The organism is Acidithiobacillus sp. (assembly GCF_023256195.1).
In the GTDB taxonomy this organism is placed as follows: domain Bacteria; phylum Pseudomonadota; class Gammaproteobacteria; order Acidithiobacillales; family Acidithiobacillaceae; genus Acidithiobacillus_A.
In genome coordinates this window covers 59,932-82,408 of sequence record NZ_JAGDWX010000012.1, presented here as the reverse complement: position 1 = coordinate 82,408, position 22,477 = coordinate 59,932, and the positions used below count along the sequence as shown (strand labels likewise).

The window sequence follows — 22,477 nt, the reverse complement described above, 5'->3', positions numbered from 1 at the left end:
ACATTCACGATGCAGAACTCTCAGCCCAAACGCCCGGCCCGTTTCATCATCAGTGGCGCGCTCCACGGCGTCACCCCGGCCGCTCTGGAGAAACTTCGGCAGTTCGAGGAGATGGGCGGACACATTGATCATATCCCGGAAAAACAATTGGTGCTCATTCAATACGACGGGCGCTGTGGCGCAGAGGCGGAAGAGCAGATGGTGGAGATCCTCAAGGCCGCCGGAGCCAACTGTCAGTCGCACGGGGTGATCTGTCACGGCAAGGACCATTGCGAGCCCCTGAATCTCCACGTTGGCCCCTTGGCCGAGGACCATCCCAACCGTCTGGCATCCGTCAGCAAGCATCTCAGCCGCTGGCTACACCTGCGTCAGCGCTGACCATGCCCCGGCCGCGCCGCCTGCCCAACATCGCTCTGTGTGCCGCGGCCGCAGTGGTCGCCCTGCTACCCTTGGCGGCACACGCCGTCGCTGACTTGACGCCGGCGCAAGAGCAACTGCTTCGTCAGGCGGCGAGAGGTTTCGCTAACAAGGACTATCTCCCGGCGGCCAGCGCCCTCCCCGAGCTCGGCCAGACCTATATGGGATCCTGGGTCGGCTATTGGGCCCTGCAGCCACGCCTGTCCACCCTCACTCAGGCCCAGTACGAGCGCTACGCTCGACAATTCCCCTCAGGAGTGGCGCCGGAGCTGCTGCGCCGGCAGTGGCTGCTGCAGCTGGGCAAACGTCAGGACTGGACTGCCTTTGCCCAGGTCTATCGCCAGGGACCGGCACCGCAGCTCATCAGCCTGCGCTGCTATGCTGCGAGCGACCCCCTGTTGAGCTCGGAGATGGATCTGGTACCGCCGCTGCTCCTGTGGCGCGCCGCTTCGCCGACGGATCAGGCCTGCAATGGCCTGGCCAAGGCCGCGCTGGCTACCGGTCAGATATCCCAGACGGCTCTCTGGGAGCAGTTGCAGCGCTTTTTCCGTCAGGGTTTCTTTCAGCAGGCCCTGCAGTTCGCACCCTTTCTGCCGGCACCGGCGGCCCGCAGCCTGCCACGACTGGTACAGAACCCCGGCGCGTGGATCGAGGGACGGATAGATCCGGCAAGCTCGGGCGCGGAGACCCCCGAGACCCGGGAGCTCATGCGCCTGGCGCTGTTGCAGCTTGCCTATCAGCAACCGGAACGCGCCGTGGCCTGGATCTCCTCGAGTCAGGGACGAGAGCTGCCGGCGGCCCTGCGCGCCGAAATCCTGTATCAGTCTGCCTGGAGTGCGGCGCGTCAGCTGCGCATGGAAGCGGCGACCTGGTACGCGCAGGCCTATCGCATCGATCCCAGCTATCGTCCCGACGAAGAGGTCTCGGCCTGGATGCTGCGCGCCGCACTGCGCGCCCGCGACTGGCCCCTGGTGGAGCGGGCCTACGCGCTGATGCCGACCGCGCAAAGGGAACGCGGCGAGTGGCAGTTCTGGAATGCCTTTGCCCAGTGGCAGCAGGGACAGGTGGATAGAGCGCGGGCGACCTTCACCAGACTGGCCTCGCCCTGGGACTATGCAGGTCAGCTGTCCTTGGCGGCCTTGGGACGTCCCCTACGCCTGCCCAGCTCGGCCCCGGACCCGGCACCGCAATCGTCGGCGACGCTGGCCAGCCAGGGAGATTTTCGGCGCGCCATCACGCTCTATCGTCTCGGTCTGTACTTTGATGCCTTGGCCGAGTGGCAGCACCTGCTGGATAGCCTGCCCAACTCCGGCGATGTTCGCGCCGCGGCGTCCGCCGCTGCCGATCGGCAGGCCTGGCTGCTGGTCATCAATGCCAGTACCCGCGTGCGCAACGATGGCGACTGGCGCCAAGGCTTTGTGCTCCCCTTTCGTCGGGCCATTCTCGCCGCAGCGCGGGACAACGGCCTGGATCCGGCCTTCGTCGCAGGTCTGATCCGCCAGGAATCGGGTTTTGCTCCGGGCATAGCCTCCTCCGCCGGGGCGCAGGGGCTCATGCAGGTCATGCCCGCCACCGCGGCCTGGATCAAGAGTCGCAGGCCGATGCTGGCCGCCGCCGACCTGCATAGCGATACCGGTAACCTGGAGATCGGCAGCGCCTATCTGGCGCACGTACTGGAGCGATTCCAGGGCGCGCTGCCTCTCGCCGCAGCGGCCTACAATGCCGGACCCGGCGCCGTAGCGCGCTGGCTCCAGCGCTGGAATCCGCAGGCGGATCCCTGGAGCGGTGCCATCTTCGCCGCCAATATTCCCTATCGGCAGACCCGGGACTACGTGCAGGCCGTGCTGAGCAACACGGCCATCTACAGCGCTCTGCTTGACGGTAAGGAGCCAGACCCGCTGGCCCTGTGGCAATTGCAAGATAGCAGTGGGCTCGAGCCGGTAGCCGCTACCGCCGCTCCCCAGCCCTGAATCTCCTCTGCCGTGTCCCAAAGCCTTCGCAGTGTTCTCAAGGTCGGTAGCAATACCCTGTTGTCCCGACTGCTGGGCTTCGTCCGCGATGTCGTACTGGCGCACCTTTTCGGTGCCGGACCCATGGCCGACGCCTTCTTCGTCGCCCTGCGCATTCCCAATCTGTTCCGTCGACTCTTCGGTGAGGGGGCGTTCTCACAGGCCTTCATCCCCGTGCTTGGGGAGTACCGCAGTCAGCGCAGTGCGGCGGACACCCGCGCCTTTGTAGAGGACGTCAGCGGCTGGCTGACCCTGACTCTGGTGGTAGTGACGGTTCTGGGCATGGTCGCAGCGCCCATCCTGGTGCTACTCATTGCACCGGGATTTGCAGCGGATGCCAGCAAATTCCACCTGACGGTGGAGTTACTGCGCATCACCTTTCCCTACCTCCTGCTGGTTTCTCTGGTAGCACTCTCGGGCGCGATCCTCAACACCTACGGCCATTTTACGGTGCCCGCCTTCAGTCCGGTATTTCTGAATCTGGGCATCATCGGGGCCGCCCTACTGTGGGCGCCGCACAGTCCGCAACCAGCGGCGGCGGTGGCCTGGGGGGTGACCCTGGGTGGCGTGGCGCAGCTGCTTTTTCAGATCCCGGCGCTGCGGCGTGTCGGCCACCTACACTGGCCACACCTGCGTCGACAGGATCCGGGTGTGGCCAAAGTCCTGCGACTCATGGGCCCCGCGGCCTTTGGCGCATCGGTGGCCCAGGTCAATCTCTTTCTGAATACCATCCTCGCTTCTCTGGTGGGTGCCAACGTGGTGTCCTACCTTTACTACTCCGACCGTCTCGTGGAATTCCCACTGGGGGTCTTCGGCGTCGCCCTGGGCACCGTGGTTCTGCCCCTGCTCTCGCGTCAGGCCGCCAGCGGCTCGACGGAATTCCCCGCCACCCTGGACTGGGGTCTACGCTGGACCTGGCTGGTGGGCTTTCCCGCCACCTTGGGTCTCGTCCTGCTGGCGGAGCCTCTGCTCATCACCCTCTTCCACTACGGCGCCTACACGGCAGAAGATGCGGCGCAGAGCGCCCTGAGTCTGGTGGGCTATGGCCTTGGCATCGTCCCCATCATCGCCGCGCGGGTTCTCGCGCCCGCCTTCTACGCGCGCCAGGATACGCGAACCCCGGTACGTTTCGGGGTCATCAGCGTGCTGGTCAATGTCGTGATCAGTCTGATCCTGGCCTGGCATTTTCGGCAACTGGGCCTGGCCCTGGCCACTACCGCCGCAGCGCTGGTGAATGCCACGATGCTGGCCCGGCGCCTGAGCCGCGATGGTATCTATCGCCCCTTTCCGGGATGGCGGCGATTCTTGCGTCAGACCAGTCTCGCTGCCGCTGTCATGGGCCTCTTTCTGTGGTGGGGACGAGGAGTGAATCTGCAGTGGTTGCACTGGGGTCTCTGGGAGCGTCTCGTGCACCTGCTGATCCTCATCGGCGCGGCCATCGCTCTCTATTTCGCCCTGCTGTGGGCCCAGCGCCTGCCGGAGCTGCGGGAGCTGCGCCGCCCCCGCTGACAAGGCCTTGCACCGCAGCGCTCCCTTTACTCATGGGAGGCGATGCCTCAAGCTAGGCGCCATGCAGATCCACGACAGCCGGCCGAGGTGTAGCGTCCTTGCTTAGCGCTGAAAGACCTTTCTATTTCTTGGTTCCGGAAGAGAAGCCGCATTGGAGCGAGAGCCTGCTACCCTGGCTTGGACTCTCGGCGGCGGTGGTAGCGCTGTTTCTGGCGCTATGGGTGCACGTGTCGCCCCCCCACCCCATGCGCCTCAAAAGCCCTCAGGTCGAGAACAAGACCTTTCAGATCATGCCGCAACCCGTCGCACCCAGTCGCCCCAGCGTTGCCCGACCGAAGACGGCCCCGCCCATCCGCGCGACCCCGAAGACTGAAGTGCCGCCCAAAGCCGTACCGCGGCCCATGACAACGCCGAAGCCGAAGGTGCAGAAGACGGCACCGGTGCCGCCCAAGGTGTCTCAGGCTCTGGCCCCGAGACACCCGCCGGAGCCGAGCAAGGCGCCCGCGACCCCCGCCAGTGCTCCGAATGCCCGAGCAGAAGCCCAGGCGCCGCCGCGCATCAGCCTGGGTACGCTGGAACAACAGATGGACCAGGCGGCGCGGCAGGCGACGGCCAGCCCACCCTTGCCCAAATTCAAGAATCCTTCGGGGCCCGTGGCCGATTTCTACATCGCCGGCTGGATCCAGAAGCTGGAGCGCATTGGGGATCTCAACTACCCTGGTGAGATGGTGGGTAGCCTGAAGGTCACGGTGGTGCTGAATCCCCAGGGCGATCTCGAGCGGATCATCGTCGATCACTCCTCGGGGAACCCCGCACTGGATGCCGCTGCCGAGCGTATCATTCGCCTGTCCTTTCCCTATACGCCCTTCTCGGAGCAGCTGCGCAAACAGACCCGGCGCATAGAGATTCCCCTGAACATGCATTTTTTGGGTGTGCGCCATGTCAGCGCCTGGTAACTACCGGAGACAAAGATCATGAAACGTCCAAAGACGGGTACTCTGCTGATGGGCTTGTTCCTGCTGCTGTGGGCGGCGGCCATGGTGGGCTTGGTGGTCATCGGCTTTACCAATATTCAGCCCGCCGGGATCGGCAGCAGCAGTTCCACCAACTCGGCGCCGATCAGCCAGCACTCCGCGGAGACCACCCACGATGAATGACAGCAAGAGTATGGCTCGGATCCTGGGCTGGAGCGGCATCCTGCCGCTGGTACTGGCGAATTTTGCGTTCTTCAAAGGCTATGGCATTGTCGCCGCGACCTTGGGCAACCTCTACGCCGCCATCATCCTGAGTTTCTTGGGTGCCATTCATTGGGGCCTGGCCCTGGATCGGGAGCAGGAGCGCGAGGCACCGATGCTCCTGCTCTGGAGCGTCATCCCCGCCTTGTGGGCCTTCATGGCTCTGTGGTGGGCGCCACCCACGGCCATTCTCATTTTGATACTGGGCTTCATCGCCCAGTGGCTGGCAGACTGGCGTCTGCGCTCTCGGGTCCAGCTTCCCGCCTGGTTCATGCCCCTGCGCACGGGCCTGACCACCGCGGTGATCGTCCTGCTGGCCCTGATGCTGGCACAGATACTGACGGGCACCTGAAGTGCAGGCGCCCGATACGGCCGGTCAGGCGGAGGGCTCGCCCTGGCCGTTCTGCTGCGCGGCGATCTCCTTGCGCACCTGGTCCATATCCAGAGCCAGGGCCTGCTGGATGACCTCTTCCAGGGCGCTGGCCGGGAGCGATCCGGCCTGAGAGAAAATGCCGATCTGCTGGCGAAAGATGGTCAGGGTTGGAATGGAACGGATCTGGAAAGCGCCTGCCAGCTCCTGCTCCACATCGGTGTTGACCTTGGCAAAGACGACGTCCGGGTGCTTTTCGGAGGCTGCCTCAAAAATGGGCGCGAAGGCCCGACAGGGCGCACACCACGGGGCCCAGAAATCGACGAGTACCATGTCGTTGCCCGTTACCGTCGCCTCAAAATTTTCCTGGGTCAATTCTACTACGGCCATGGGGCCTCCTTGTCTCGTCGTTTGCTGAGGATTCGTGTTAGGCTGACCTTAAATGCTGTGTGGGAATGGGTCAAGGCTGGAGGGTGTGTGCATGGCCGTTGAAGCGGAAATCCCAGTACTCAGCGTCAGCGAATTGAATCGCAGCGTGCGCGAGATTCTGGAGGGCAATTTTCCGCTGCTGCAGGTGACCGGGGAGATCTCCAACTTCGTACAGCCCGCTTCGGGGCACTGGTATTTCTCCCTGAAAGACGATCGGGCGCAGGTTCGCTGTGCCATGTTCCGCACCCGCAACGCCCAGTGCTGCCTGCGCCCGAAAGACGGCCTGCAGGTGCAGGTTTTGGCGCAGCCCACCCTGTACGAGGGGCGCGGAGATTTTCAGTTGCTCATCGAGAGTCTGACCCCGGTAGGGGCGGGCGATCTACAGGCGCGTTTCGCCGCCCTGAAGGAGAAACTGGCGGCCGAGGGGCTCTTCGCCGCCGAGCTCAAGCGCCCCCTGCCCGCCTGGCCACGGCGCGTGGCAGTCATCAGCTCCGCCAGTGGCGCCGCCCTGCACGATATCCGCGTAACCCTGGCCCGCCGCTGGCCACTGTTGGAGATCGTCGTCTACCCTGTATTGGTGCAGGGCGAACAGGCCGCCGCACAGATCTGCGCGGCGCTGCAACGCGCCGGACAGCGGCGTCGGGAGGATCTCGTCATTCTCGCCCGCGGCGGCGGCAGTGCCGAAGATCTCTGGTGTTTCAATGAAGAAAGCGTGGCGCGGGCCATACGGGCCTGCCCCCTGCCGGTGGTAACGGGTATCGGCCACGAGATCGACTTCACCATTGCCGACTTCGCCGCGGATCTGCGGGCACCAACGCCAACGGCTGCGGCCGAGGCGGCAAGCCCCGATGGGAGCGAGATCCTGCAACGCACGGAAAAACTTCAGCAGCAATTGCGGCGCAGTATGGAGCGTCGGCTGCACGAGGCCATGCAGCGTCTGGATCACCTGCGTCTGCGTCTGCGCGACCCGCGGCAGGCGCTGGACCACGAGCAACGCCACCTGGCTGCTCTGCAACAGGGGCTGCATCAGGCCATACAGCGACGCCTGTGGGAAGCCCGCGAGCGCCTACAAAATCTGGAGCGCCGCCACCGCAGTCACCATCCCGAGCGTCAGCTCAAGGAAGCCCAACGCCATCTGTCGGCGCAGAGTCTGGCGCTGGAGCGCGCCATGCGCGCGCGACTGGATCAGGCCCGGCAGAGGTTCCTGCAGCTGCAGCAGGCGCTGCAGTTGCTGAATCCGGAGGCCGTGCTTGAGCGCGGTTTTGCCATCCTGCGCGACTCCAGTGGCCGTATCGTCCGGGACAGTCAGGCCGTCGCTCCTGGAGCAGACCTGCAAGCGACCCTGGCACACGGCAGGCTCTCGCTGCGGGTAGAGGGACGGTCACCGGAGTGAGCGCGCTGCTCAAGCCACAGCCCGTGGAGCCCGGCTGGATCCGCCGTTGGTGGCGAGAGTCCTGGGGCCTCATGGGCAGCGCACCTGCGGCCTTTCTCCTGCTCTTCGGCGTGCTTTCCGCCGTGAATACCGCTTGGCAGCCACTCTTGCTGGGAATACCCATCGCCTGCGTCGAGATGACCCTGGTCTTTTCCATCACCATGGCCGTGCACGGCGGCGAGACCGACCTGCTCCCGGTCCTGCGCCGCCTGGGTCAGGTGCCCTGGTGGCCATTGTTCCGGCTGATGCTGGATCTGGCCGTACTACTCTTGATACTACTGCTGTTGATGTTGGCACTGCGCCAGTACCTCGGCGCCATCCTGACTCAAGATCATCTGTCCACGGCAGCGAGCCTGCATCACCTGCACACCGCCGCCTGGGACGCCCTGCCGCTGTGGCTGCGTTCCCTCATCAGCAACAGCCTGGGAAACGCCCAGATCCTGCTCGGCAATGTCTTCCTGCTGCTCTCCGTCGGGGTGGTAGTGGCTGGCATCACACGCACCGGTTACATCGCCCTGCTGGCAGGCTTTCAGGCCGTCCTCGTCAACGTCCGCGTCTGGCTCGCTTTTTTGCTGGCAAGCCTGGCCCTCCAGGGTCTGACCCAGTTCTTGACGGCCCGTCTGCACACCGAGCCAGCGGCCCTCTTCATCGGCTTTTTGGCCGTCGCGCTGCTACAGTTGGTGGGTCTGTACGGCTGGTGCTTCCTGCGGGAGAGCTTCGGTCTGCCAGGGCGGCAGGTACAGACCGTCAAGGCCCGCAACTGGCGCGTCCAGCTGCACGGTATCGGCGTCTGAGGTCGGGGGCCTTGCAACCCTGACCTTCGCCCGCACGCACAGCTTGTGCCGCTTTCGGGGGGCCGGTCGCTGCGCCGACCGTCCCGATCTGTTCTTCCTTGACGTCTTTTTATACGCAGTCTAGACTCAGATCACCTGTGAAAACGGGGATGTCCCATCTGACCTATGGAGGAAACGCAATGGAACTCAAAGGCAGTAAGACGGCGGCCAACCTGGTGGATGCCTTTCACGGCGAGTCCATGGCCAATCGACGCTACCTCTACTTTGCATCCAAAGCCGACGTAGAGGGCTACAACGATGTTTCAGCGGTGTTCCGCTCCACTGCCGAGGGTGAGACCGGCCACGCCTTCGGACACCTGGAATATCTGGAAAAGGTCGGAGACCCAGCCACCAACGAGCCATTCGGCGATACCCGCGCCAACCTGAAGAGCGCTGTGGTGGGCGAGACCCACGAATACAGCGATATGTACCCAGGCATGGCCAAGGTCGCCCGGGAAGAGGGATTTGACGAGATTGCCGATTGGTTCGAGACCCTGGCCAAGGCCGAGCGCTCCCACGCCAATCGTTTCCAGAAGGCCCTCGACGAGCTGGGCTGATCCCTGAGCATCCGCAGGCGCTGGCAACGGCGCCTGCACCGATCTATGGAGTGCCACCATGGCTGCGGATCAAGCAAACGGGAGGCCGACGGCGTCTTCGGACAAGACTCCCTATCGTCACCCCATCCCCTGGCAGTCTGAGGAGTTCTACCAGCACGACAAACTGGATGCCGAACTGGAACGGGTATTCGACATCTGCCACACCTGCCGACGCTGCGTCAGCCTTTGCCAGGCCTTCCCCACCCTCTTCGACCTCATCGACAACTCGCCGACCCTGGAACTGGATGGCGTCGACAAAAAGGATTTCTATCGGGTGGCAGAGCAGTGTTTCCTCTGCGACCTGTGTTTCATGACCAAGTGCCCCTACGTCCCGCCCCACGAGTGGGAAGTGGATTTTCCCCACCTCATGCTGCGCGCCAAGGCCGTGCACTACCGCGAGCAGGGGGCGTCCTTGCGGGACGAGGCGCTGACCTCCACGGACCTTCTCGGTCGCCTGGCTGGTATTCCGGTGGTGTCGGCCACCGTCAACCATCTCAACCAGTCGCCCCGGGTGCGCGCCAGCATGGAAGCCGCCCTCGGCATATCCAAGGATGCGCCACTGCCGGACTTTGCCGAAGAATTGGCCAGCCACCAGCTCGCCCGACTCCTGGCAGACGGCGACGATCCAGAGCCCAAGGCGGGGGAGCGAACCAGCGGTAAAGTCGCTCTCTTCAGCACCTGCTACGGCGAGCACAACGATCCAGAGATCGTCACCGACCTCGCCCGCGTCTATCGGCACAATGGTATCGCCCTGCGCACCGTGGAAAAAGAGCGCTGCTGCGGCATGCCGAAACTGGAGCTGGGCGACCTGGAAGCGGTGCGCCGCGCCAAAGAGGCGAATATTCCGCAGCTGCTGCGCCTGGTGGAAGCGGGTTACGACATCGTTGCCCCCATTCCCTCCTGTGTACTGATGTTCAAGCAGGAGCTGCCGCTGCTTTTCCCCGAGGACGCCGACGTACAGCGGGTCAAGGAGCGCATCTTCGATCCCATGGAGTATCTCTCCCTGCGCCAAAAGGAAGGCCTGCTGCGCACGGACTTTCAGCACAGCCTGGGGAAGGTGATGCACCACGCGGCCTGTCACCAGCGGGTCCAGAACATCGGTTCCAAGGCCCGGGAGATCCTCAGCCTGATACCGGACACCTCGGTGGAAGTCATCGAACGCTGCTCGGGACACGATGGCACCTATACCGTCAAAGCCGAATTTCACGCCCACGCCTGCAAGATCGGCCGGCCCATCGCGCAGCGGATGAAGGAAGCCAATCCCGCCCACTGGGGTAGCGACTGCCCGCTGGCGGCGGAACAGATTCGCGAACTCTGGGGACTGGAGGAAGCACCACGGCCCCAGACCCCCTGGCGCATGTTGGCCTATGCTTACGGACTGGAGGATTGACGATGGAAAAGCTGCAACGTGCGGATCTCTGGACCCTGGAACACTACGCCGAGAAGCGCGCTGGATTCCGCCAACAGGTCATGGAGCATAAGAGCCGACGTCGGCTGCCCCTGGGGGAACACGCCACCCTCTACTTTGAAGATCGCCTGAGCATCCACTATCAGGTTCAGGAGATGTTGCGCGTCGAGAAGATCTTCGAGCCGACGGCCATCGAGGAGGAGCTCGCGGCCTACAACCCCCTGATCCCCGACGGCGATAACTGGAAGGCCACCTTCATGCTGGAATACCCAGACCGGGCGGAACGCCAGCAGCGCTGCCGCGAACTGGTGGGTATCGAAGATCGCGTCTGGGTGCAGGTCGCCGAGGGTGAGCGCCTCTACGCCATTGCCGACGAGGATCTCTCGCGCACCACGGATGAGAAGACCTCTACCGTGCATTTTTTGCGCTTTCAATTGAGCGCCGAACAGAAGCGGCAGGCTCTGGACGGTGCCCCCCTGCACTTTGGGGTGGATCACCCGCTCTATACGGTGCAGGTATCGGTACCGGAAGCCGTGCGCCAGTCTCTGTGCGCGGATCTGCACTGAAGCGAGGAAGACATGGGCGCGGAAGAACAAAAAACGGCAGTCGTGACCGGTGCCTCGTCGGGCTTTGGTGCCGCCATTGCGCAGGTATTGTTGCGGCAAGGCTATAACGTGATCTGGGCGGCACGGCGCAAGGAGCGGCTGGAGCAGCTGGCGGCCCAGCACGGTGGGATTCCCAAGGTGCTGGACGTGAGTTCCGGCGACTCCGTGGCGGAGTTTGCGCGCAGCCTTCCAGGGCCGGTGCACGTCCTCGTCAATAACGCCGGCGGCGCTCTGGGCCTCGAGCCCATCGCCGAATTCAGCGAGGAACACTGGGAGCAGATGTGGCAGAGCAATGTCCTGGGGCTCGCGCGGGTGACCAAGGCACTTTGGCCACAGTTGCGTGCCGCACCCCTGGCGACGGTCATCAACATCGGCTCTGTCGCTGGCTCGGAAACCTATCCCGGCGGTTCGGGTTACACCGCCTGCAAGCACGCCGTGCGCGCCATCAGTGAAACGATGCGTCTGGAGTGGCTGGGACTGCCCATCCGCGTGACGGAAATCGACCCGGGGCTCGCCGAGACGGAGTTCTCGCTGGTGCGCTTCGATGGTGACGAGGAGCGCGCACGGGCGGTGTACGCCGGACTCGAGCCCCTGCACGCCGAGGATATCGCCGAAGCGGTACGCTGGGTACTCTCCCTACCGGCGCACGTCAACATCGATCGCCTCGTGATCAAGCCACGAGCACAGGCGCGGGTCGACAAAATCTTCCGCGAGGATCGCTGAACATCCGCGCTGGGGCCCTACCGCGACGCTGGCTGAAGCCCCGGCACCGGGGTTCGGACCTCCGCGCAAGGCGAAGGGCGAGACTTCGTGGCCGCTAATCCCTGGCAGAGACCGACCACCCGCAACTTTTCGGTGCTGCTCAAGCTGCTGCCATTTCTGCGCGGTCGCTATGGATTGTTTGCACTCTATCTGCTGTCGCTTCTGCTGAGCGCCGCCGGCAGTCTGGCCCTGCCCCAAGGTGCGCGGCTTCTGCTGGATCACGGCTTCATCCAGGCCCGGATACTGTTGCTGGCCAGCATCGCCCTGTTCGTTCTCGGTCTTTTCACGGTGGCGGCACGGGCCGCTCGCGAGGCTCTGGCCACTTGGATCGGACAGGGCATCGTTGCGGATCTGCGGCAAGAGGTCTTTGCGCACGTCCTGCGGCTACCCGCGCCCTTTTTCGAGAGCTTCCGCACCGGCGAGGTCATCTCCCGCCTCAGCAGCGACGTCACCATCCTGCGCTTTGGCTTGGCGGCTGTCCTCGGCGGCGCCCTGCAAAGTGGTCTGACGCTGTTGGGGGCGCTCTTGCTGATGGTGACCACCCTCCCGCTGCTGGTGCTGCCGGGCATCCTGATCCTGCCGCCCCTGGTGTGGATCAATCTGCGTGCCGGGCGGCTGCAGCGACAGTACAGCCGTCTCGAACAGGATTATCTGGCCGACCTCTCGGCGCACACCGAAGAAAGCCTCAACGGCATTCGAGTGGTACAGGCCATGACTCAGGAAGCCGCGGCCGAGGCGCGCTATCGCGAGGATATCGCCCGTCTACTGGAACAGGTGCGTCGACGGATTCGCGTTCAGGCCGGCGCCAGCCTCGTCAGCGGGGTACTGATCTTTGGTCTACTCAGCACCATGCTGTATCTGGGCGGTTGGCTGGTACTGCACGGCCATGCCCAGGTGGGCATGCTCGCCGCCTTTCTCATCTATGCCCTCATGGCCACGGGCAGCCTGTCGACGCTGGGCAGCCTCTGGGGGCAGCTGGGGCGACTGGCCGGCGCCACGGAGCGTCTCCTGGCCCTGCTGGATGAGAAACCGGAAGAGGCAAAGACCGATGCCGCAGAGATCCCCAATCCGAGCCCAATCCTGCACGAAAGCAGACCAGCCAGCCTGCGCTTCGTCGACGTCTCCTTCCGCTATCCCAGCCGTCCCGACATTGCCGCACTGCACCACATAGATCTCGACATCGCGCCGGGGGAAACCCTGGCACTGGTAGGGGCCTCCGGTGCCGGTAAAAGCACCCTGTTCAGCCTGCTGCTGCGCCACTATCAGCCCGAGAGCGGTCGCATCCTGCTGGATGGCAGGGATCTGCGTGAACTGCGCCTGCACGAACTGCGCCGCCAGATTGCCATCGTCCCACAGCAGGCCGTCATTTTTTCCATGAGCGTTGCCGACAACATCCGCATGGCCCGTCCCGACGCGACGGAGGCAGCCCTGCGGCGGGCCGTGCAGGCGGCGCGAGTGGACGAATTTACCGAGCGCCTGCCGCAGGGTCTGCAGACCCACGTGGGTGAAAAAGGGGTTTCCCTCTCCGGTGGCCAGCGTCAGCGTATCGCCATCGCTCGGGCTTTGCTGCGCGATCCACGCATACTCATCCTGGACGAGGCCACCAGTGCTCTCGACGCAGAGAATGAGCGACTCATTCAGGAAGCGCTGGCGCTGTTGACAGCCAACCGTACCACACTGGTAGCTGCCCACCGTCTGGCCACCATCGTCCACGCCCATCGTATCGCCGTACTGGAGGCGGGGCATCTGATCGCCACCGGTACGCACGAGGAACTCCTGGGAAGCTGCGAACCCTATCGCAACTTTGCGGAACTGCAAGGTCTGGGCGAAACCCCTTCGCTGTCGCGGCGACCCGACATCGAGGACTCAGGATTTTACATCAGATAGGCCCATCCGCAGCGCCAACGTCGCCGCGCCACGACAGAAGCCTCCCACACAGGCTCCCGGATCATTCACGATATCCCATAATAATCCGATAGTTATATAATTGGCATGGCGTTTGCTTAGAGTAAGGTGCTGTACCACTTTTTCTATGAGGAGATATACCATGTCCGTCAAAACTTCCGCTGTGGTGGTTGCCCTGATTTCGGTCTTTGCGGTTTCTTCCGCCTTCGCTGCCACCACCGCCCCTGCCAAGGAGACCGCCAAGGCTCCTGTCAAGTCCGAGATGCACAAGGCTCCCGTGCACAAGGCTCCGATGAAGAAGAAGGTGGCGCACAAGGCCCCGATGCACAAGGCTCCCATGCACAAGATGGCCGCCAAGAAGGTCGTGCACAAGCCGATGGCCAAGCACGTCGTCAGCAAGAAGAGCTGATCCGAAAGGATCCGCGCAAGGGCCTTCGGGCCCTTTTTTTATGTCCGAACCTCGGAGGCTTTTCGTGGTCTTAGGCGGGTGAGAGAATTTCCTCGGACCAAGGCCTATCGAGATGAGAACATGATGCGCAACGATCAATCACGACATAAGCGCTTTTACTGGCAGTGGCCCACTCTGCGCTCCGTGTGGATGAGCGGGTTGTGCCTCGCTGCGACCTTATTCCCTGCAGCCAGCTTCGCGCAGATGGGCTCCGGCGGCTATATCGCCCATGCGAACGTTTCTACCTACGTCTGCCAGACGGAAAATGAGGCGCGTATGCAGGATATCAATCCGGACTACCTCGTGCCGGGCTGTGCGCTGCGCGAGGCGGCAGTGAACGACCAGAAATCCTCATCGACAAAACGGGCCATGAAAAAAAATCGGGTGGAGAACTGATGTTGGGACGGGCTAGCGGTACAGTGGCTCTAGGTCTTGCCTTTTCCCTTGCTCTCGCTGCGGACGCCTGGGCGCTACCCGCTTCCGGCACCGCGCTGCATTGGACGGCTGCGCAGATATCGCAACTGGAGCGCAGCGCCCGTGAGGGCTATGCCCCGGCCCAGTATCGCCTGGGACTGGCATACGCTGCCGGTACCGGCGTGGACCAGAATCTTGCCAAGGCCGTGCACTGGTGGCGGCTGGCAGCCAAAAATCTGAACGCACCAGCCCAGCTGGAATTGGGCGATGCCTATGCGCACGGCTGGGGCGTAGAGCAAAATGCCGAGCGAGCCATCCATTACTGGAAAATGGCGGCCGCGGACGGTCATCGAAATACGGCAAGACAGGCGGAGAAACTGCTTGACAGTGCCGTCTGAAGTCCACAGAAGAGAGAGGGACAGTCATGATACACTGGTTATTTTACAGTCCTCACGGTTTTGATGTGCTGTTGCTACTGGGAACGCTATTGGGGACTTTGATCTATATCTTGCCCAGTCTCCTATCCTGGGCCGCAGGACATGCTCGCCCTGGCCTCGTCGCCACCAACCTGCTATTGGGATGGACCGTCATCTTCTGGATCGTGACCTTCGTCTGGGCGCTACGCATCTGGCTGAGCAGCGCGGACGCCGGCGAGCCGGAACCATCGCAGAGTCATCGTCGTCGCGAACCGCGTCTTGGCTGAATCCGATTAAAGAACCCTGCCGCATCGCGCGGCAGGGTCTACGATCTTCGCGAAGCTAAAAATCAGAAGCTGTAACCGAGCCCCACATTACCCTGCAGCAGATTGAAGTCGCCGTGGTGCATATAGCGATCCCATTTGAAGCCGGTGAAGGCGTACCAGGGTCCGGATACTTGATAATCTGCCTGCACACCGAGCTGTAGCACGTTAGCGGAGCCATGCGCGCTGGTAAAGGCCTGGCGATAGCCGCCGTTGGTGTAGCTGTAGGTGGCAGACACGCCGGAGAGGTAGCCCACGTTGCCAGTCAAGGTCAGCGGCCCCTGGCTGAAGGCCGCGTAGCCGCCGCCGCCAATGGCATTATTGCTGTAATGAAAGGCACCGGAGTTCGCGTCGTTCAGGGTGAAACGGGTATACTGATACGACAGATAGGGGCCGACGGCAAAATTTTCCGACAAGGGAATCAGATACGCGCCCTTGACATTCACCGCATTGGTATCCCCACCCGTGGGATTCTGGAAAGCTGCTCCGAAATCGTGGCGATAATTTGCTGAAAAAAGGAAATTATCCCGATATATAGAAGCGCGAACCCCAATACCGCCGGTGGTGTTGCCGCCATCATTGGTCGCCCCGGTGACGTTGCCGTACACTCCTACACTGTTCAATGTCTGGGACAGGGGCGTAGCCCACGCGGTACCGTAAACCAATAAAGCAACACTTGCCGAAACACCAGCTGCAAGTAATTTATTCATTACCGCCTCCTCTATTGGATCTTGATACGCAGGAGTTCTCCTGTGTTCGCTTTGACCTCTTGGTAGAGCAATGGTTCCGTCAAAATCGGGGAGCCAAGCATACTCACGGCGCTCTCAATAATTCCGCCCATTTTTTATAATGTTCCAATAATCCGCAGATTTATCTAGGGCTGAAGCTCGGCGTGCATCGCCCCCGTCGGGACGTCCGTCCTTGTCCGCAGGCACCGTGGCGACTACCATGAACTAGGTGGGCGCGAGACCCTCCGGCGCAGGAGCCCCGATGCTTAGGCGACACGCATCCTTGCAGAATCGGCGAAGGCAGTCCCTGGCCAGTAGACTGCAGTCGTTTCCGCGCCATGGATTGCCTCTTGAGGCTGGGGTCGAGATCTTGTGGGACGAACACCAGATCCCGCAGATCTACGCGGAGAACGACCACGATCTAGCCCTTGGCCTTGGCCTGGTACAGTGCCATCTACGCGAGACCCAGCTTTACCTTTTGCGCTACCTGGCTGAGGGGCGCATGGGCGAGCTCCTGGGCCCGCTGCTCACGCCCGTCGACGATTTGATCCGCCGCCTTGACCCCGGCAGAGCGGCCCCGGAAATCCTCGCCCTGTTGCCCCAGCGTACCCGCGACTGGCTGGAGGCCTTTGTCCTTGGGCTCAATGCCTATGGCGCGGCGCAGCAGCGATGCCCGCCGGAGTTCCGCTGGCTCGGACTGCAACGCCGCTCCTGGGAACCCTTGGATATCGTTCGGATGAGCCGGGTCATCGCCGCCGACGTGCACTGGCTGCTCTATGCGCGCTTTCTGCGGCTGCGCCGGCAGCCCGGCTGGGCCGACCGCTGGCAGCGTCTGCTCCAAGCTGGACAGGGCCAGGGGGCTGCGGGTGCCGCGGTCAGTACCCAATTGGCGGCTTTCTTCGGCGTCGCGCGCAGTGGCAGCAATGCCTTTGCCATCGCCGAGGGCGAGGGCGGCGGCACCTGGCTTGCCAGCGATCCGCACCTGGGTTTTGCCCTGCCCAACACCTGGCTGCTCCTCGGACTGCACGCGCCGGGGCTGGATGCCGTGGGTCTCGCTCCCGTCGGCCTCCCCTTCGTCAGCATCGGACGCAATGCAGATCTGGCCTGGGGTGGGACCAACCTGCGCTCTCTCAGCAGCGACCTCTTCGCCGTGGACGATAAGGACATCTGTCGGCGCGAACGCATCCAGCTGCGTCGGCGCTTCCTGCCCCCCAAAACCATCTGGCGGCGCTGGACGGCGGTCGGCCCCGTGATCAGCGACGCCCGCCTCTGGCCCAAGGGTCCAGAAAAGCTTGCACTGGCCTGGATGGGACATCGTCCCAGCGACGAGTTCACGCCGCTGCTGGATCTGATGCGCGCCACAGAAGCCGGTGCCCTGCGGCGAATTTTCCCATGCTGGTCCGTTCCCGGCCTCAATTTCCTGGCGGCGGACCGTCGCGGTCGCGTGGAGCACATCTTTGCGGCGACCCTGCCGCGGCGTCGCAGCGACTATCCGGATATTCTGCGCGATCCGCGAGACCCGAAGATGCGCTGGACCGCAGGGAGCCAGGACTGCCCTAACCCGGCAGGTGTACCACAGACGCAAGATGCCTTCTACTCCACCGTCCCCGGTAGTCCCGCGGTGGAGGGCCTGGTGGTCTCGGCCAACGACCGGCCGGCCGGCTCGGATTTCATCGGCCTGTTCTTCAGCCCCCCCGATCGGGTCGAGCGTCTTCGCCAGTTGCTTCGGGAACGCCGCGGGCCCGTTACAGCTGCGCAGCTCATGGCCTGGCAAGGGGATGTCCACTCCGCAAGGGCTCGGAGCCTCGCCAGATTCCTGGCGAAGCGGCTGGACGATGCACCGGCGTCGGCGGCGCTGCGCTCTGCACTGAAGAGTTGGTCCGGGGATTATACGGTGGACAGTCAGGGCGCCGCCGCTTTCGAACTGCTTCTCGCCGCCACCGTCAAAGGCATGGGGCGCGTCCAGCCCTTTTGGCGAGGGACGACGGATTGGGGGAGCATCTGCCAGTTCCTCCCCGCAGATCTCGATGCTCTGGATATCGAGTTGCGACGCCGACTCCTTGGGCGTGCAGCGGCCTTGGCCTGGCGGCGTTGGCGCCGCTATCCCCGCTGGGGCGATCTGCATCGCCTGCGCAGCGCCCATTGGCTGGCTGCTTTTCCGCTGCTTGGTCGGCTCTTGCCGAGCCATCAGTGGGCCAGCGCCGGCTCCCGCGAAACGCCCATGAAGGTGGCACACGGACTGGTACGCGGTCCACACCGTGCCAGTTTCGGTGCCCAGGCCCGCTTCCTCTGCCGTGTCGAGGACGTGGACGACAATTATTGCGTACTTCTAGGCGGTCAGGATGGCTGGCTGGACAGTGCGCAGTTCGACGATCAGATCCCACACTGGCGCGAGGGTCGTTACATTCCCCTGCCGCTGAGTCGCGAGGCCGTTTTGCGCCGCTGCCGCCATCGCCTGGAGCTGAGAGGCCCGTGAGTGAGGCGCTGGATGCCGGCTTTCGCCACTATGCCGGGCGCCGGGCCCGATATTTGGACGCCATGGATCCCGTGCAATGCCAGCGGCAGTTGCTGCAAGGTCTCATACGCCACGCGCGCGCCAGCCGTTTCGGCCAGGAGCACGACTTTGCGCGCATCGGAACGGTGCGCGATTTTCAGCAGCGGGTGCCATTGCGCGACTATGAGAGCTTCTGGCGGCAATACTGGCAAGCTGCATTCCCGCGGATCCGGAACCAGACCTGGCCCGATCCCATTCCCTGGTTTGCCCTGAGCTCGGGCACGAGCAGTGGGCGCAGCAAGTACTTACCCTTGAGCCGCGCCATGCTCCGGGCCCAGCGGCGCGCCGCCCTGGATACCCTGGTCTGGCACCAGCAGGCCTGCCCCTGGGCCCGGCCCTTGGCTGGCCGATCCTTTCTGCTGGGCGGCAGTACCGACCTGCAATCCCTGGCGCCTGGGGTAAAAGCGGGCGATCTAAGCGGTATCGCCGCTGAGACTATGCCCTGGTGGTCCCGGCCCTGGGTCTATCCACCCAAGCGTCTTGCACTGCTGGCAGACTGGGATGAAAAACTGCGGGTTCTGGCCAAGGACAGCCTCCGCTACGACATTCGCCAGCTCAGTGGTACGCCGAGCTGGCTGCTCCTGCTGCTGGAGGCCGTGAGCGCCCTCCGGGGCACCCCACCCCCCTATCCGCGGCTGGAGCTGCTGCTGCACGGCGGTGTGCCCTTTGCACCCTATCGCCCGCTCTTCGCCCCCTACCTCCGGGATACCCGCGCCGAACTGCGCGAAGTCTATGCCGCCAGCGAAGCCTTCATCGCCAGTGCCGACGACAAGCCCGAAGCCGGCCTGCGCCTGCATCTCGAGCACGGCGCCTTCTACGAATTCGTCCCCGTACGCGAGCTCGGGGAGGAACGTCCGCAGCGCCACTGGCTCAAAGACTGCGTCCTGGATGAGGACTATGCGCTGATACTCAGTACCGCTGCTGGTCTCTGGTCCTACCGCATCGGCGATACCGTACGCATTCTCAGCCGTAGACCGCCACGCATCGCCGTGGTGGGACGCCTACAAGATTATCTGTCGGTCTTTGGCGAACACCTGCACCCAGAAGAACTGCGGGCCGCCATCGCCCGGGCCGCCACCGAGGACGGTCATCCCATCGTCGAGTGGATGGTGGGGGCGCGGTTGGACCCGGCCGCACCGGGTCGCGGCCGTCACCTTTTTCTCGTGGAGTCCACCATCGCGGATGCGTCACCGACACAGCGACAGACCCGTGAGGAAGCCATGGCCCATGCCATCGACCGCGAGCTGCAGGCGCGCAACGCCGACTATCAGGAGCACCGTGGCCTGCAGCTGCTGGCTCCTCGTGTCCTTCTCTTGCCACCGGGCAGCTTCGCTCGGTGGCTGCGTCGGGCAGGGAGGCTCGGCGGACAAAACAAGATACCGCGGACAGTGGCAGACCCGCAGCGCTTTGCCGAGATCCTCGAAATCATCGGCGAGACATCGCAGACCTCAGACCGCTGAGCTCAAGTCACGGTCCGGTGCCTCCACCGCCCCTCTCAGGGCAGGGGCTCCTTGGTGTAGGCGATGTTGGCTTCCTCGGAGCGGTAGGCACGCAGGGGCTTGCGCGCCTGAATGTCCGCCACCCAGTGCGGGTTCAGCAGCAGCGACTTGCCCGAGAGCACCATATCGGCATCCACCAGCGCGGCCTCCGCCGTGTCGCGGTCGTGGATCTGCCCGCAGATCAGGATGGGTTTGCGGCTGACGCTACGCGTCAGCTGGGCCATGTTCATGCCACTGCCAAAGGCCTCGTCGGAAAAGCGGTAGGTGGACACGGAGATGGCGTCGATAGGCAAGGCATCGATATGGGCAATGAGATCCTTCCACTCCTGGGCATCGGCAAACAGGGAGACCTCCATATCCACCACACCCCAGTTGGAGATACGGAAAAAGAGCAGCTTGTCCTGTGGCACCCAGGGGCGAACCGCTTCCACCACCTCGCGGGCATAACGGAAGCGATTATCGAGAGAGCCGCCGTAGGCGTCGTCCCGCTGGTTGCTGTAGCTGGACAGAAACTGGCTGATGAGATAACCGTGGGCACCGTGGATCTCCACCCCGTCGAAACCTGCCGCCATGGCACCCTTGACCGTCTCCACGAAGCCCTGGATGCTGTGCTCGATATCGTACAGAGACATGGCGTCCGGCACGGGATAGGGAGCCTGGGTCAGAGGGTTGGCCTGGCGCGGGGCGATGGCGCTGGGGGCGACGATGCGCTGCGCCGGATTCACCTCCGGCCAGGCGACGCGCCCGCAGTGGAAAATCTGCAGGATGGATACCCCACCAGCGGCGCGGATACGGCCATTGACTTCGGCCCAGGCATCGATCTGTCGTTGTGTGACCAGACGCGCCTGACCGGGATAACCCTGGGCGCTCTCGTAATCGCTGACGATAGCCTCGGTGGTGATGAGGGCCACCCCGTTCTCGGCCCGGCGTACCAGAAAATCCAGGACGTCCTGCCGCGGAATGCTGTCCTTTTCCGAAGACATGCGAGTCATGGGCGCGAGGCCGATGCGATTGCGCAAGCGGTAAGAGCCCAGCTGCCAGGGTGCGAAAAGATCCTTCTGCGTCTGTTTTGAGGCTTCCTGCTGCACGATTCTGCTCCTTGTCTCAACGAAAACGATTGCGGCCAAAGATACCATACGGTCGGTATGAACCCAAGGACCGGCTTGGTCTCGACACGCCGTCAGCGGGGGCTGGACGGTTCCTCGAACTTCAGAGCAAAATCCCAGCGATCCTCTGGCTGCGGCCAGATCTGCAGGGGTCCATCCGCCGTCCCGCCCAGACCGGCCCACTGGGGAAAACCCAGCATGAGCACCAGATGCCCCTGCCCATCCCAAAGCAGAGGTAATCGAGGTCGCAGAAAGGGCGGCACGCCCACCTCCAGCAGAAGCTTCTTCAGAGGACGGTGATGCCCTGCCGCATCCCGGTAGCGCATGCCCGGCTGCGGCCGCCCCCAGTGCAAGGGCCCGAAGAGCCGCCCGGGGTCCAGTCGATGTACCCGCCTACCGGGTGCCGCGGAGCCATCTCCCCGCGAGCTCCAGGCGAAACCGCGGCCAATACCGGCAGAGGTCGTGGGCCACCAGAGCCCGCTGGGACCAGCGTCGCTCCAGTGCAGATCCCCAGGCCACAGCCATAGCCACCCCCCCTGCATCCAAGTCTCCACGCCGGGCCAGAACAGGCGCTGACCATGGCTGGGCTGGGCTGTGCGATGCAGAAGGATCCGCAGGTCTTCCTGGCGGGGTAGCGCCATCTGGCGATGGCGCAGGTACTGGCGCAGAAACACCCGGTAATGGGCCTGGGGCAGACGGCGCAGAAAATCCAGAGCAAGGCGCGGCTCGCTACCCTCCTGGGGATATTCGCGGCAATAATCGCTCCACATCCGGCGAAACCAGTCGGCTTCTACGGAGAGGCTGTCCGCCAGATTGGCAGCGCTGCGGGCGATAGCCGGGGCGGCATCGGGCCAACCCAGACGGCCGAGGGTCGGCAGGAGCTGCTGGCGCACGCGACTGCGGGCAAAGCGCGGATCCGCGTTGGCCGGATCCTCGATCCAGCCGAGGCCGCGGCTCTGCAAGTAATCGTGCAGGACTTGCCCCGGGCAATCCAGCAGGGGACGGGCCAGCACCCCGGTGCCCAGAGGCCGGCGCCAGGGCATGGCCGCCAGTCCTGCCACTCCGGCGCCGCGCAGGGCCTGCAGCAGAAAAGTTTCTGCCTGATCGTCGCGATGCTGGGCCGTGAGCAGCCATTGCCCCGGAGCAAGAAGCTCCTGCAGGACCCGGTAGCGACCGCGTCGTGCGAGGTCCTCCAGACCTTCGCCGGAACTATCCGCGGGCAGGTGGCGCAGGACGAAGGGCACGCCAGCCGCCGTCGCCACCTCTTCACAGCGCGCCGCCCAGTCGGCACTCCGTGGGTGCCAGCTGTGATCCACGTGCGCGGCGATGAATGACTGGCCGATGGCGTGCAGGGCCCAGAACAAGGCGCTGGAATCGCGCCCACCGCTGAAAGCCAGGATCAGGCTCGTCGCCGATGTCAGCCCCCACTCCTGCCAGAGCCTGCGGCGCAGCAGCGCCTCGAGATCCTCCTTCACGCGC

General features: G+C 63.9%; 23 protein-coding genes. 19 read left to right on the top strand and 4 right to left on the bottom strand.

Annotated elements, in window-relative coordinates; all coding sequences use genetic code 11:
- Positions 1-9: 9 nt before the first annotated feature.
- The 6 genes from Q0C23_RS02290 to Q0C23_RS02265 all read left to right on the top strand — a co-directional run bounded on the left by Q0C23_RS02290 (position 10) and on the right by Q0C23_RS02265 (position 5,522).
- Positions 10-378 carry a hypothetical protein gene (locus Q0C23_RS02290; protein WP_291510762.1) on the top strand — a complete coding sequence of 123 codons (369 nt, stop codon included), beginning with the start codon at positions 10-12 and terminating at the stop codon, positions 376-378.
- 2 nt (positions 379-380) lie between these two features.
- Complete coding sequence (locus Q0C23_RS02285) at positions 381-2,387, top strand: lytic transglycosylase domain-containing protein (protein ID WP_291510761.1); 2,007 nt, start codon at positions 381-383, stop codon at positions 2,385-2,387.
- A 12-nt stretch (positions 2,388-2,399) separates the two neighbouring features.
- On the top strand, positions 2,400-3,935 hold the full coding sequence (gene murJ, locus Q0C23_RS02280) for a murein biosynthesis integral membrane protein MurJ (RefSeq protein ID WP_291510760.1): 1,536 nt from the start codon (positions 2,400-2,402) through the stop codon (positions 3,933-3,935).
- Positions 3,936-4,033: 98 nt separating this feature from the next.
- A complete protein-coding gene (locus tag Q0C23_RS02275) occupies positions 4,034-4,891 on the top strand; it encodes a TonB family protein (RefSeq protein WP_291510759.1) in 858 nt (285 codons plus the stop codon).
- A gap of 18 nt (positions 4,892-4,909) precedes the next feature.
- Positions 4,910-5,092 (top strand): hypothetical protein, encoded by a 183-nt coding sequence (locus tag Q0C23_RS02270; RefSeq protein ID WP_291510758.1) that lies wholly within the window; start codon positions 4,910-4,912, stop codon positions 5,090-5,092.
- On the top strand, positions 5,085-5,522 hold the full coding sequence (locus Q0C23_RS02265) for a DUF3429 domain-containing protein (RefSeq protein WP_291510757.1): 438 nt from the start codon (positions 5,085-5,087) through the stop codon (positions 5,520-5,522). The genes Q0C23_RS02270 and Q0C23_RS02265 overlap by 8 nt, the downstream gene beginning before the upstream one ends.
- 24 nt (positions 5,523-5,546) lie before the next feature.
- Here Q0C23_RS02265 and trxA read toward each other — a convergent pair whose 3' ends face one another.
- Complete coding sequence (gene trxA, locus Q0C23_RS02260; protein ID WP_004871150.1) at positions 5,547-5,930, bottom strand: thioredoxin; 384 nt, start codon at positions 5,928-5,930, stop codon at positions 5,547-5,549.
- A gap of 91 nt (positions 5,931-6,021) precedes the next feature.
- Here trxA and xseA point away from each other — a divergent pair, with 91 nt between their 5' ends.
- The 11 genes from xseA to Q0C23_RS02205 all read left to right on the top strand — a co-directional run bounded on the left by xseA (position 6,022) and on the right by Q0C23_RS02205 (position 15,075).
- Positions 6,022-7,362 carry an exodeoxyribonuclease VII large subunit gene (gene xseA / locus Q0C23_RS02255; protein WP_291510756.1) on the top strand — a complete coding sequence of 447 codons (1,341 nt, stop codon included), beginning with the start codon at positions 6,022-6,024 and terminating at the stop codon, positions 7,360-7,362.
- Positions 7,359-8,195, top strand: a complete 837-nt coding sequence (locus tag Q0C23_RS02250; protein ID WP_291510755.1) for a hypothetical protein — start codon at positions 7,359-7,361, stop codon at positions 8,193-8,195. Before xseA ends, Q0C23_RS02250 begins: the two co-directional genes overlap by 4 nt.
- Positions 8,196-8,374: 179 nt before the next feature.
- Positions 8,375-8,791 (top strand): rubrerythrin family protein, encoded by a 417-nt coding sequence (locus Q0C23_RS02245; protein WP_291510754.1) that lies wholly within the window; start codon positions 8,375-8,377, stop codon positions 8,789-8,791.
- A 58-nt stretch (positions 8,792-8,849) separates the two neighbouring features.
- Entirely contained in the window at positions 8,850-10,220 is a 1,371-nt protein-coding gene (locus tag Q0C23_RS02240; protein WP_291510753.1) for a heterodisulfide reductase-related iron-sulfur binding cluster, read from the top strand.
- Positions 10,221-10,222: 2 nt separating this feature from the next.
- Positions 10,223-10,804: a DUF3501 family protein gene (locus Q0C23_RS02235; protein ID WP_291510752.1), complete on the top strand. Its 582-nt coding sequence runs from the start codon at positions 10,223-10,225 to the stop codon at positions 10,802-10,804.
- A 12-nt stretch (positions 10,805-10,816) separates the two neighbouring features.
- Positions 10,817-11,566, top strand: coding sequence for an SDR family NAD(P)-dependent oxidoreductase (locus tag Q0C23_RS02230; RefSeq protein WP_291510751.1), 750 nt, complete (start codon positions 10,817-10,819; stop codon positions 11,564-11,566).
- A gap of 87 nt (positions 11,567-11,653) precedes the next feature.
- The gene (locus Q0C23_RS02225; protein ID WP_291510750.1) at positions 11,654-13,492 is read left to right on the top strand and encodes an ABC transporter transmembrane domain-containing protein; all 1,839 of its coding nucleotides are present in this window, start codon (positions 11,654-11,656) and stop codon (positions 13,490-13,492) included.
- 160 nt (positions 13,493-13,652) lie between these two features.
- The gene (locus Q0C23_RS02220) at positions 13,653-13,919 is read left to right on the top strand and encodes a hypothetical protein (protein WP_291510749.1); all 267 of its coding nucleotides are present in this window, start codon (positions 13,653-13,655) and stop codon (positions 13,917-13,919) included.
- Between the two features lie 120 nt (positions 13,920-14,039).
- Positions 14,040-14,354: a hypothetical protein gene (locus Q0C23_RS02215; RefSeq protein ID WP_291510748.1), complete on the top strand. Its 315-nt coding sequence runs from the start codon at positions 14,040-14,042 to the stop codon at positions 14,352-14,354.
- Positions 14,354-14,770 carry a tetratricopeptide repeat protein gene (locus Q0C23_RS02210; protein ID WP_291510747.1) on the top strand — a complete coding sequence of 139 codons (417 nt, stop codon included), beginning with the start codon at positions 14,354-14,356 and terminating at the stop codon, positions 14,768-14,770. The genes Q0C23_RS02215 and Q0C23_RS02210 overlap by 1 nt, the downstream gene beginning before the upstream one ends.
- Positions 14,771-14,796: 26 nt before the next feature.
- A complete protein-coding gene (locus tag Q0C23_RS02205) occupies positions 14,797-15,075 on the top strand; it encodes a superinfection immunity protein (RefSeq protein WP_291510746.1) in 279 nt (92 codons plus the stop codon).
- Positions 15,076-15,137: 62 nt separating this feature from the next.
- On the opposite strand, the gene Q0C23_RS02200 is transcribed toward Q0C23_RS02205, so the two are convergent.
- Complete coding sequence (locus Q0C23_RS02200; protein ID WP_291510745.1) at positions 15,138-15,821, bottom strand: hypothetical protein; 684 nt, start codon at positions 15,819-15,821, stop codon at positions 15,138-15,140.
- A 388-nt stretch (positions 15,822-16,209) separates the two neighbouring features.
- On the opposite strand from Q0C23_RS02200, the gene Q0C23_RS02195 reads away from it, so the two are divergent.
- Positions 16,210-18,315, top strand: coding sequence for a penicillin acylase family protein (locus Q0C23_RS02195; RefSeq protein WP_291510744.1), 2,106 nt, complete (start codon positions 16,210-16,212; stop codon positions 18,313-18,315).
- Positions 18,312-19,853, top strand: a complete 1,542-nt coding sequence (locus Q0C23_RS02190; RefSeq protein ID WP_291510743.1) for a GH3 auxin-responsive promoter family protein — start codon at positions 18,312-18,314, stop codon at positions 19,851-19,853. Before Q0C23_RS02195 ends, Q0C23_RS02190 begins: the two co-directional genes overlap by 4 nt.
- Before the next feature lie 35 nt (positions 19,854-19,888).
- Here Q0C23_RS02190 and Q0C23_RS02185 read toward each other — a convergent pair whose 3' ends face one another.
- Positions 19,889-20,980 carry an NADH-dependent flavin oxidoreductase gene (locus Q0C23_RS02185; protein WP_291510742.1) on the bottom strand — a complete coding sequence of 364 codons (1,092 nt, stop codon included), beginning with the start codon at positions 20,978-20,980 and terminating at the stop codon, positions 19,889-19,891.
- Between the two features lie 92 nt (positions 20,981-21,072).
- Positions 21,073-22,473: a tRNA lysidine(34) synthetase TilS gene (tilS, locus tag Q0C23_RS02180; protein ID WP_291510741.1), complete on the bottom strand. Its 1,401-nt coding sequence runs from the start codon at positions 22,471-22,473 to the stop codon at positions 21,073-21,075.
- Positions 22,474-22,477 lie beyond the last annotated feature (4 nt).

What these genes read in the sequence shown, in the direction of transcription:
- Q0C23_RS02285 (WP_291510761.1), top strand. Translation starts at nt 381, where the DNA reads ATGCCCCGGCCGCGCCGCCTGCCCAACATCGCTCTGTGTGCCGCGGCC.
- Q0C23_RS02235 (WP_291510752.1), top strand. Translation starts at nt 10,223, where the DNA reads ATGGAAAAGCTGCAACGTGCGGATCTCTGGACCCTGGAACACTACGCC.
- Q0C23_RS02265 (WP_291510757.1), top strand. Translation starts at nt 5,085, where the DNA reads ATGAATGACAGCAAGAGTATGGCTCGGATCCTGGGCTGGAGCGGCATC.
- Q0C23_RS02220 (WP_291510749.1), top strand. Translation starts at nt 13,653, where the DNA reads ATGTCCGTCAAAACTTCCGCTGTGGTGGTTGCCCTGATTTCGGTCTTT.
- Q0C23_RS02205 (WP_291510746.1), top strand. Translation starts at nt 14,797, where the DNA reads ATGATACACTGGTTATTTTACAGTCCTCACGGTTTTGATGTGCTGTTG.
- trxA (WP_004871150.1), bottom strand. Translation starts at nt 5,930, where the DNA reads ATGGCCGTAGTAGAATTGACCCAGGAAAATTTTGAGGCGACGGTAACG.
- Q0C23_RS02240 (WP_291510753.1), top strand. Translation starts at nt 8,850, where the DNA reads ATGGCTGCGGATCAAGCAAACGGGAGGCCGACGGCGTCTTCGGACAAG.
- Q0C23_RS02210 (WP_291510747.1), top strand. Translation starts at nt 14,354, where the DNA reads ATGTTGGGACGGGCTAGCGGTACAGTGGCTCTAGGTCTTGCCTTTTCC.
- Q0C23_RS02200 (WP_291510745.1), bottom strand. Translation starts at nt 15,821, where the DNA reads ATGAATAAATTACTTGCAGCTGGTGTTTCGGCAAGTGTTGCTTTATTG.
- Q0C23_RS02290 (WP_291510762.1), top strand. Translation starts at nt 10, where the DNA reads ATGCAGAACTCTCAGCCCAAACGCCCGGCCCGTTTCATCATCAGTGGC.
- Q0C23_RS02230 (WP_291510751.1), top strand. Translation starts at nt 10,817, where the DNA reads ATGGGCGCGGAAGAACAAAAAACGGCAGTCGTGACCGGTGCCTCGTCG.
- Q0C23_RS02215 (WP_291510748.1), top strand. Translation starts at nt 14,040, where the DNA reads ATGATGCGCAACGATCAATCACGACATAAGCGCTTTTACTGGCAGTGG.
- Q0C23_RS02270 (WP_291510758.1), top strand. Translation starts at nt 4,910, where the DNA reads ATGAAACGTCCAAAGACGGGTACTCTGCTGATGGGCTTGTTCCTGCTG.
- xseA (WP_291510756.1), top strand. Translation starts at nt 6,022, where the DNA reads ATGGCCGTTGAAGCGGAAATCCCAGTACTCAGCGTCAGCGAATTGAAT.
- Q0C23_RS02245 (WP_291510754.1), top strand. Translation starts at nt 8,375, where the DNA reads ATGGAACTCAAAGGCAGTAAGACGGCGGCCAACCTGGTGGATGCCTTT.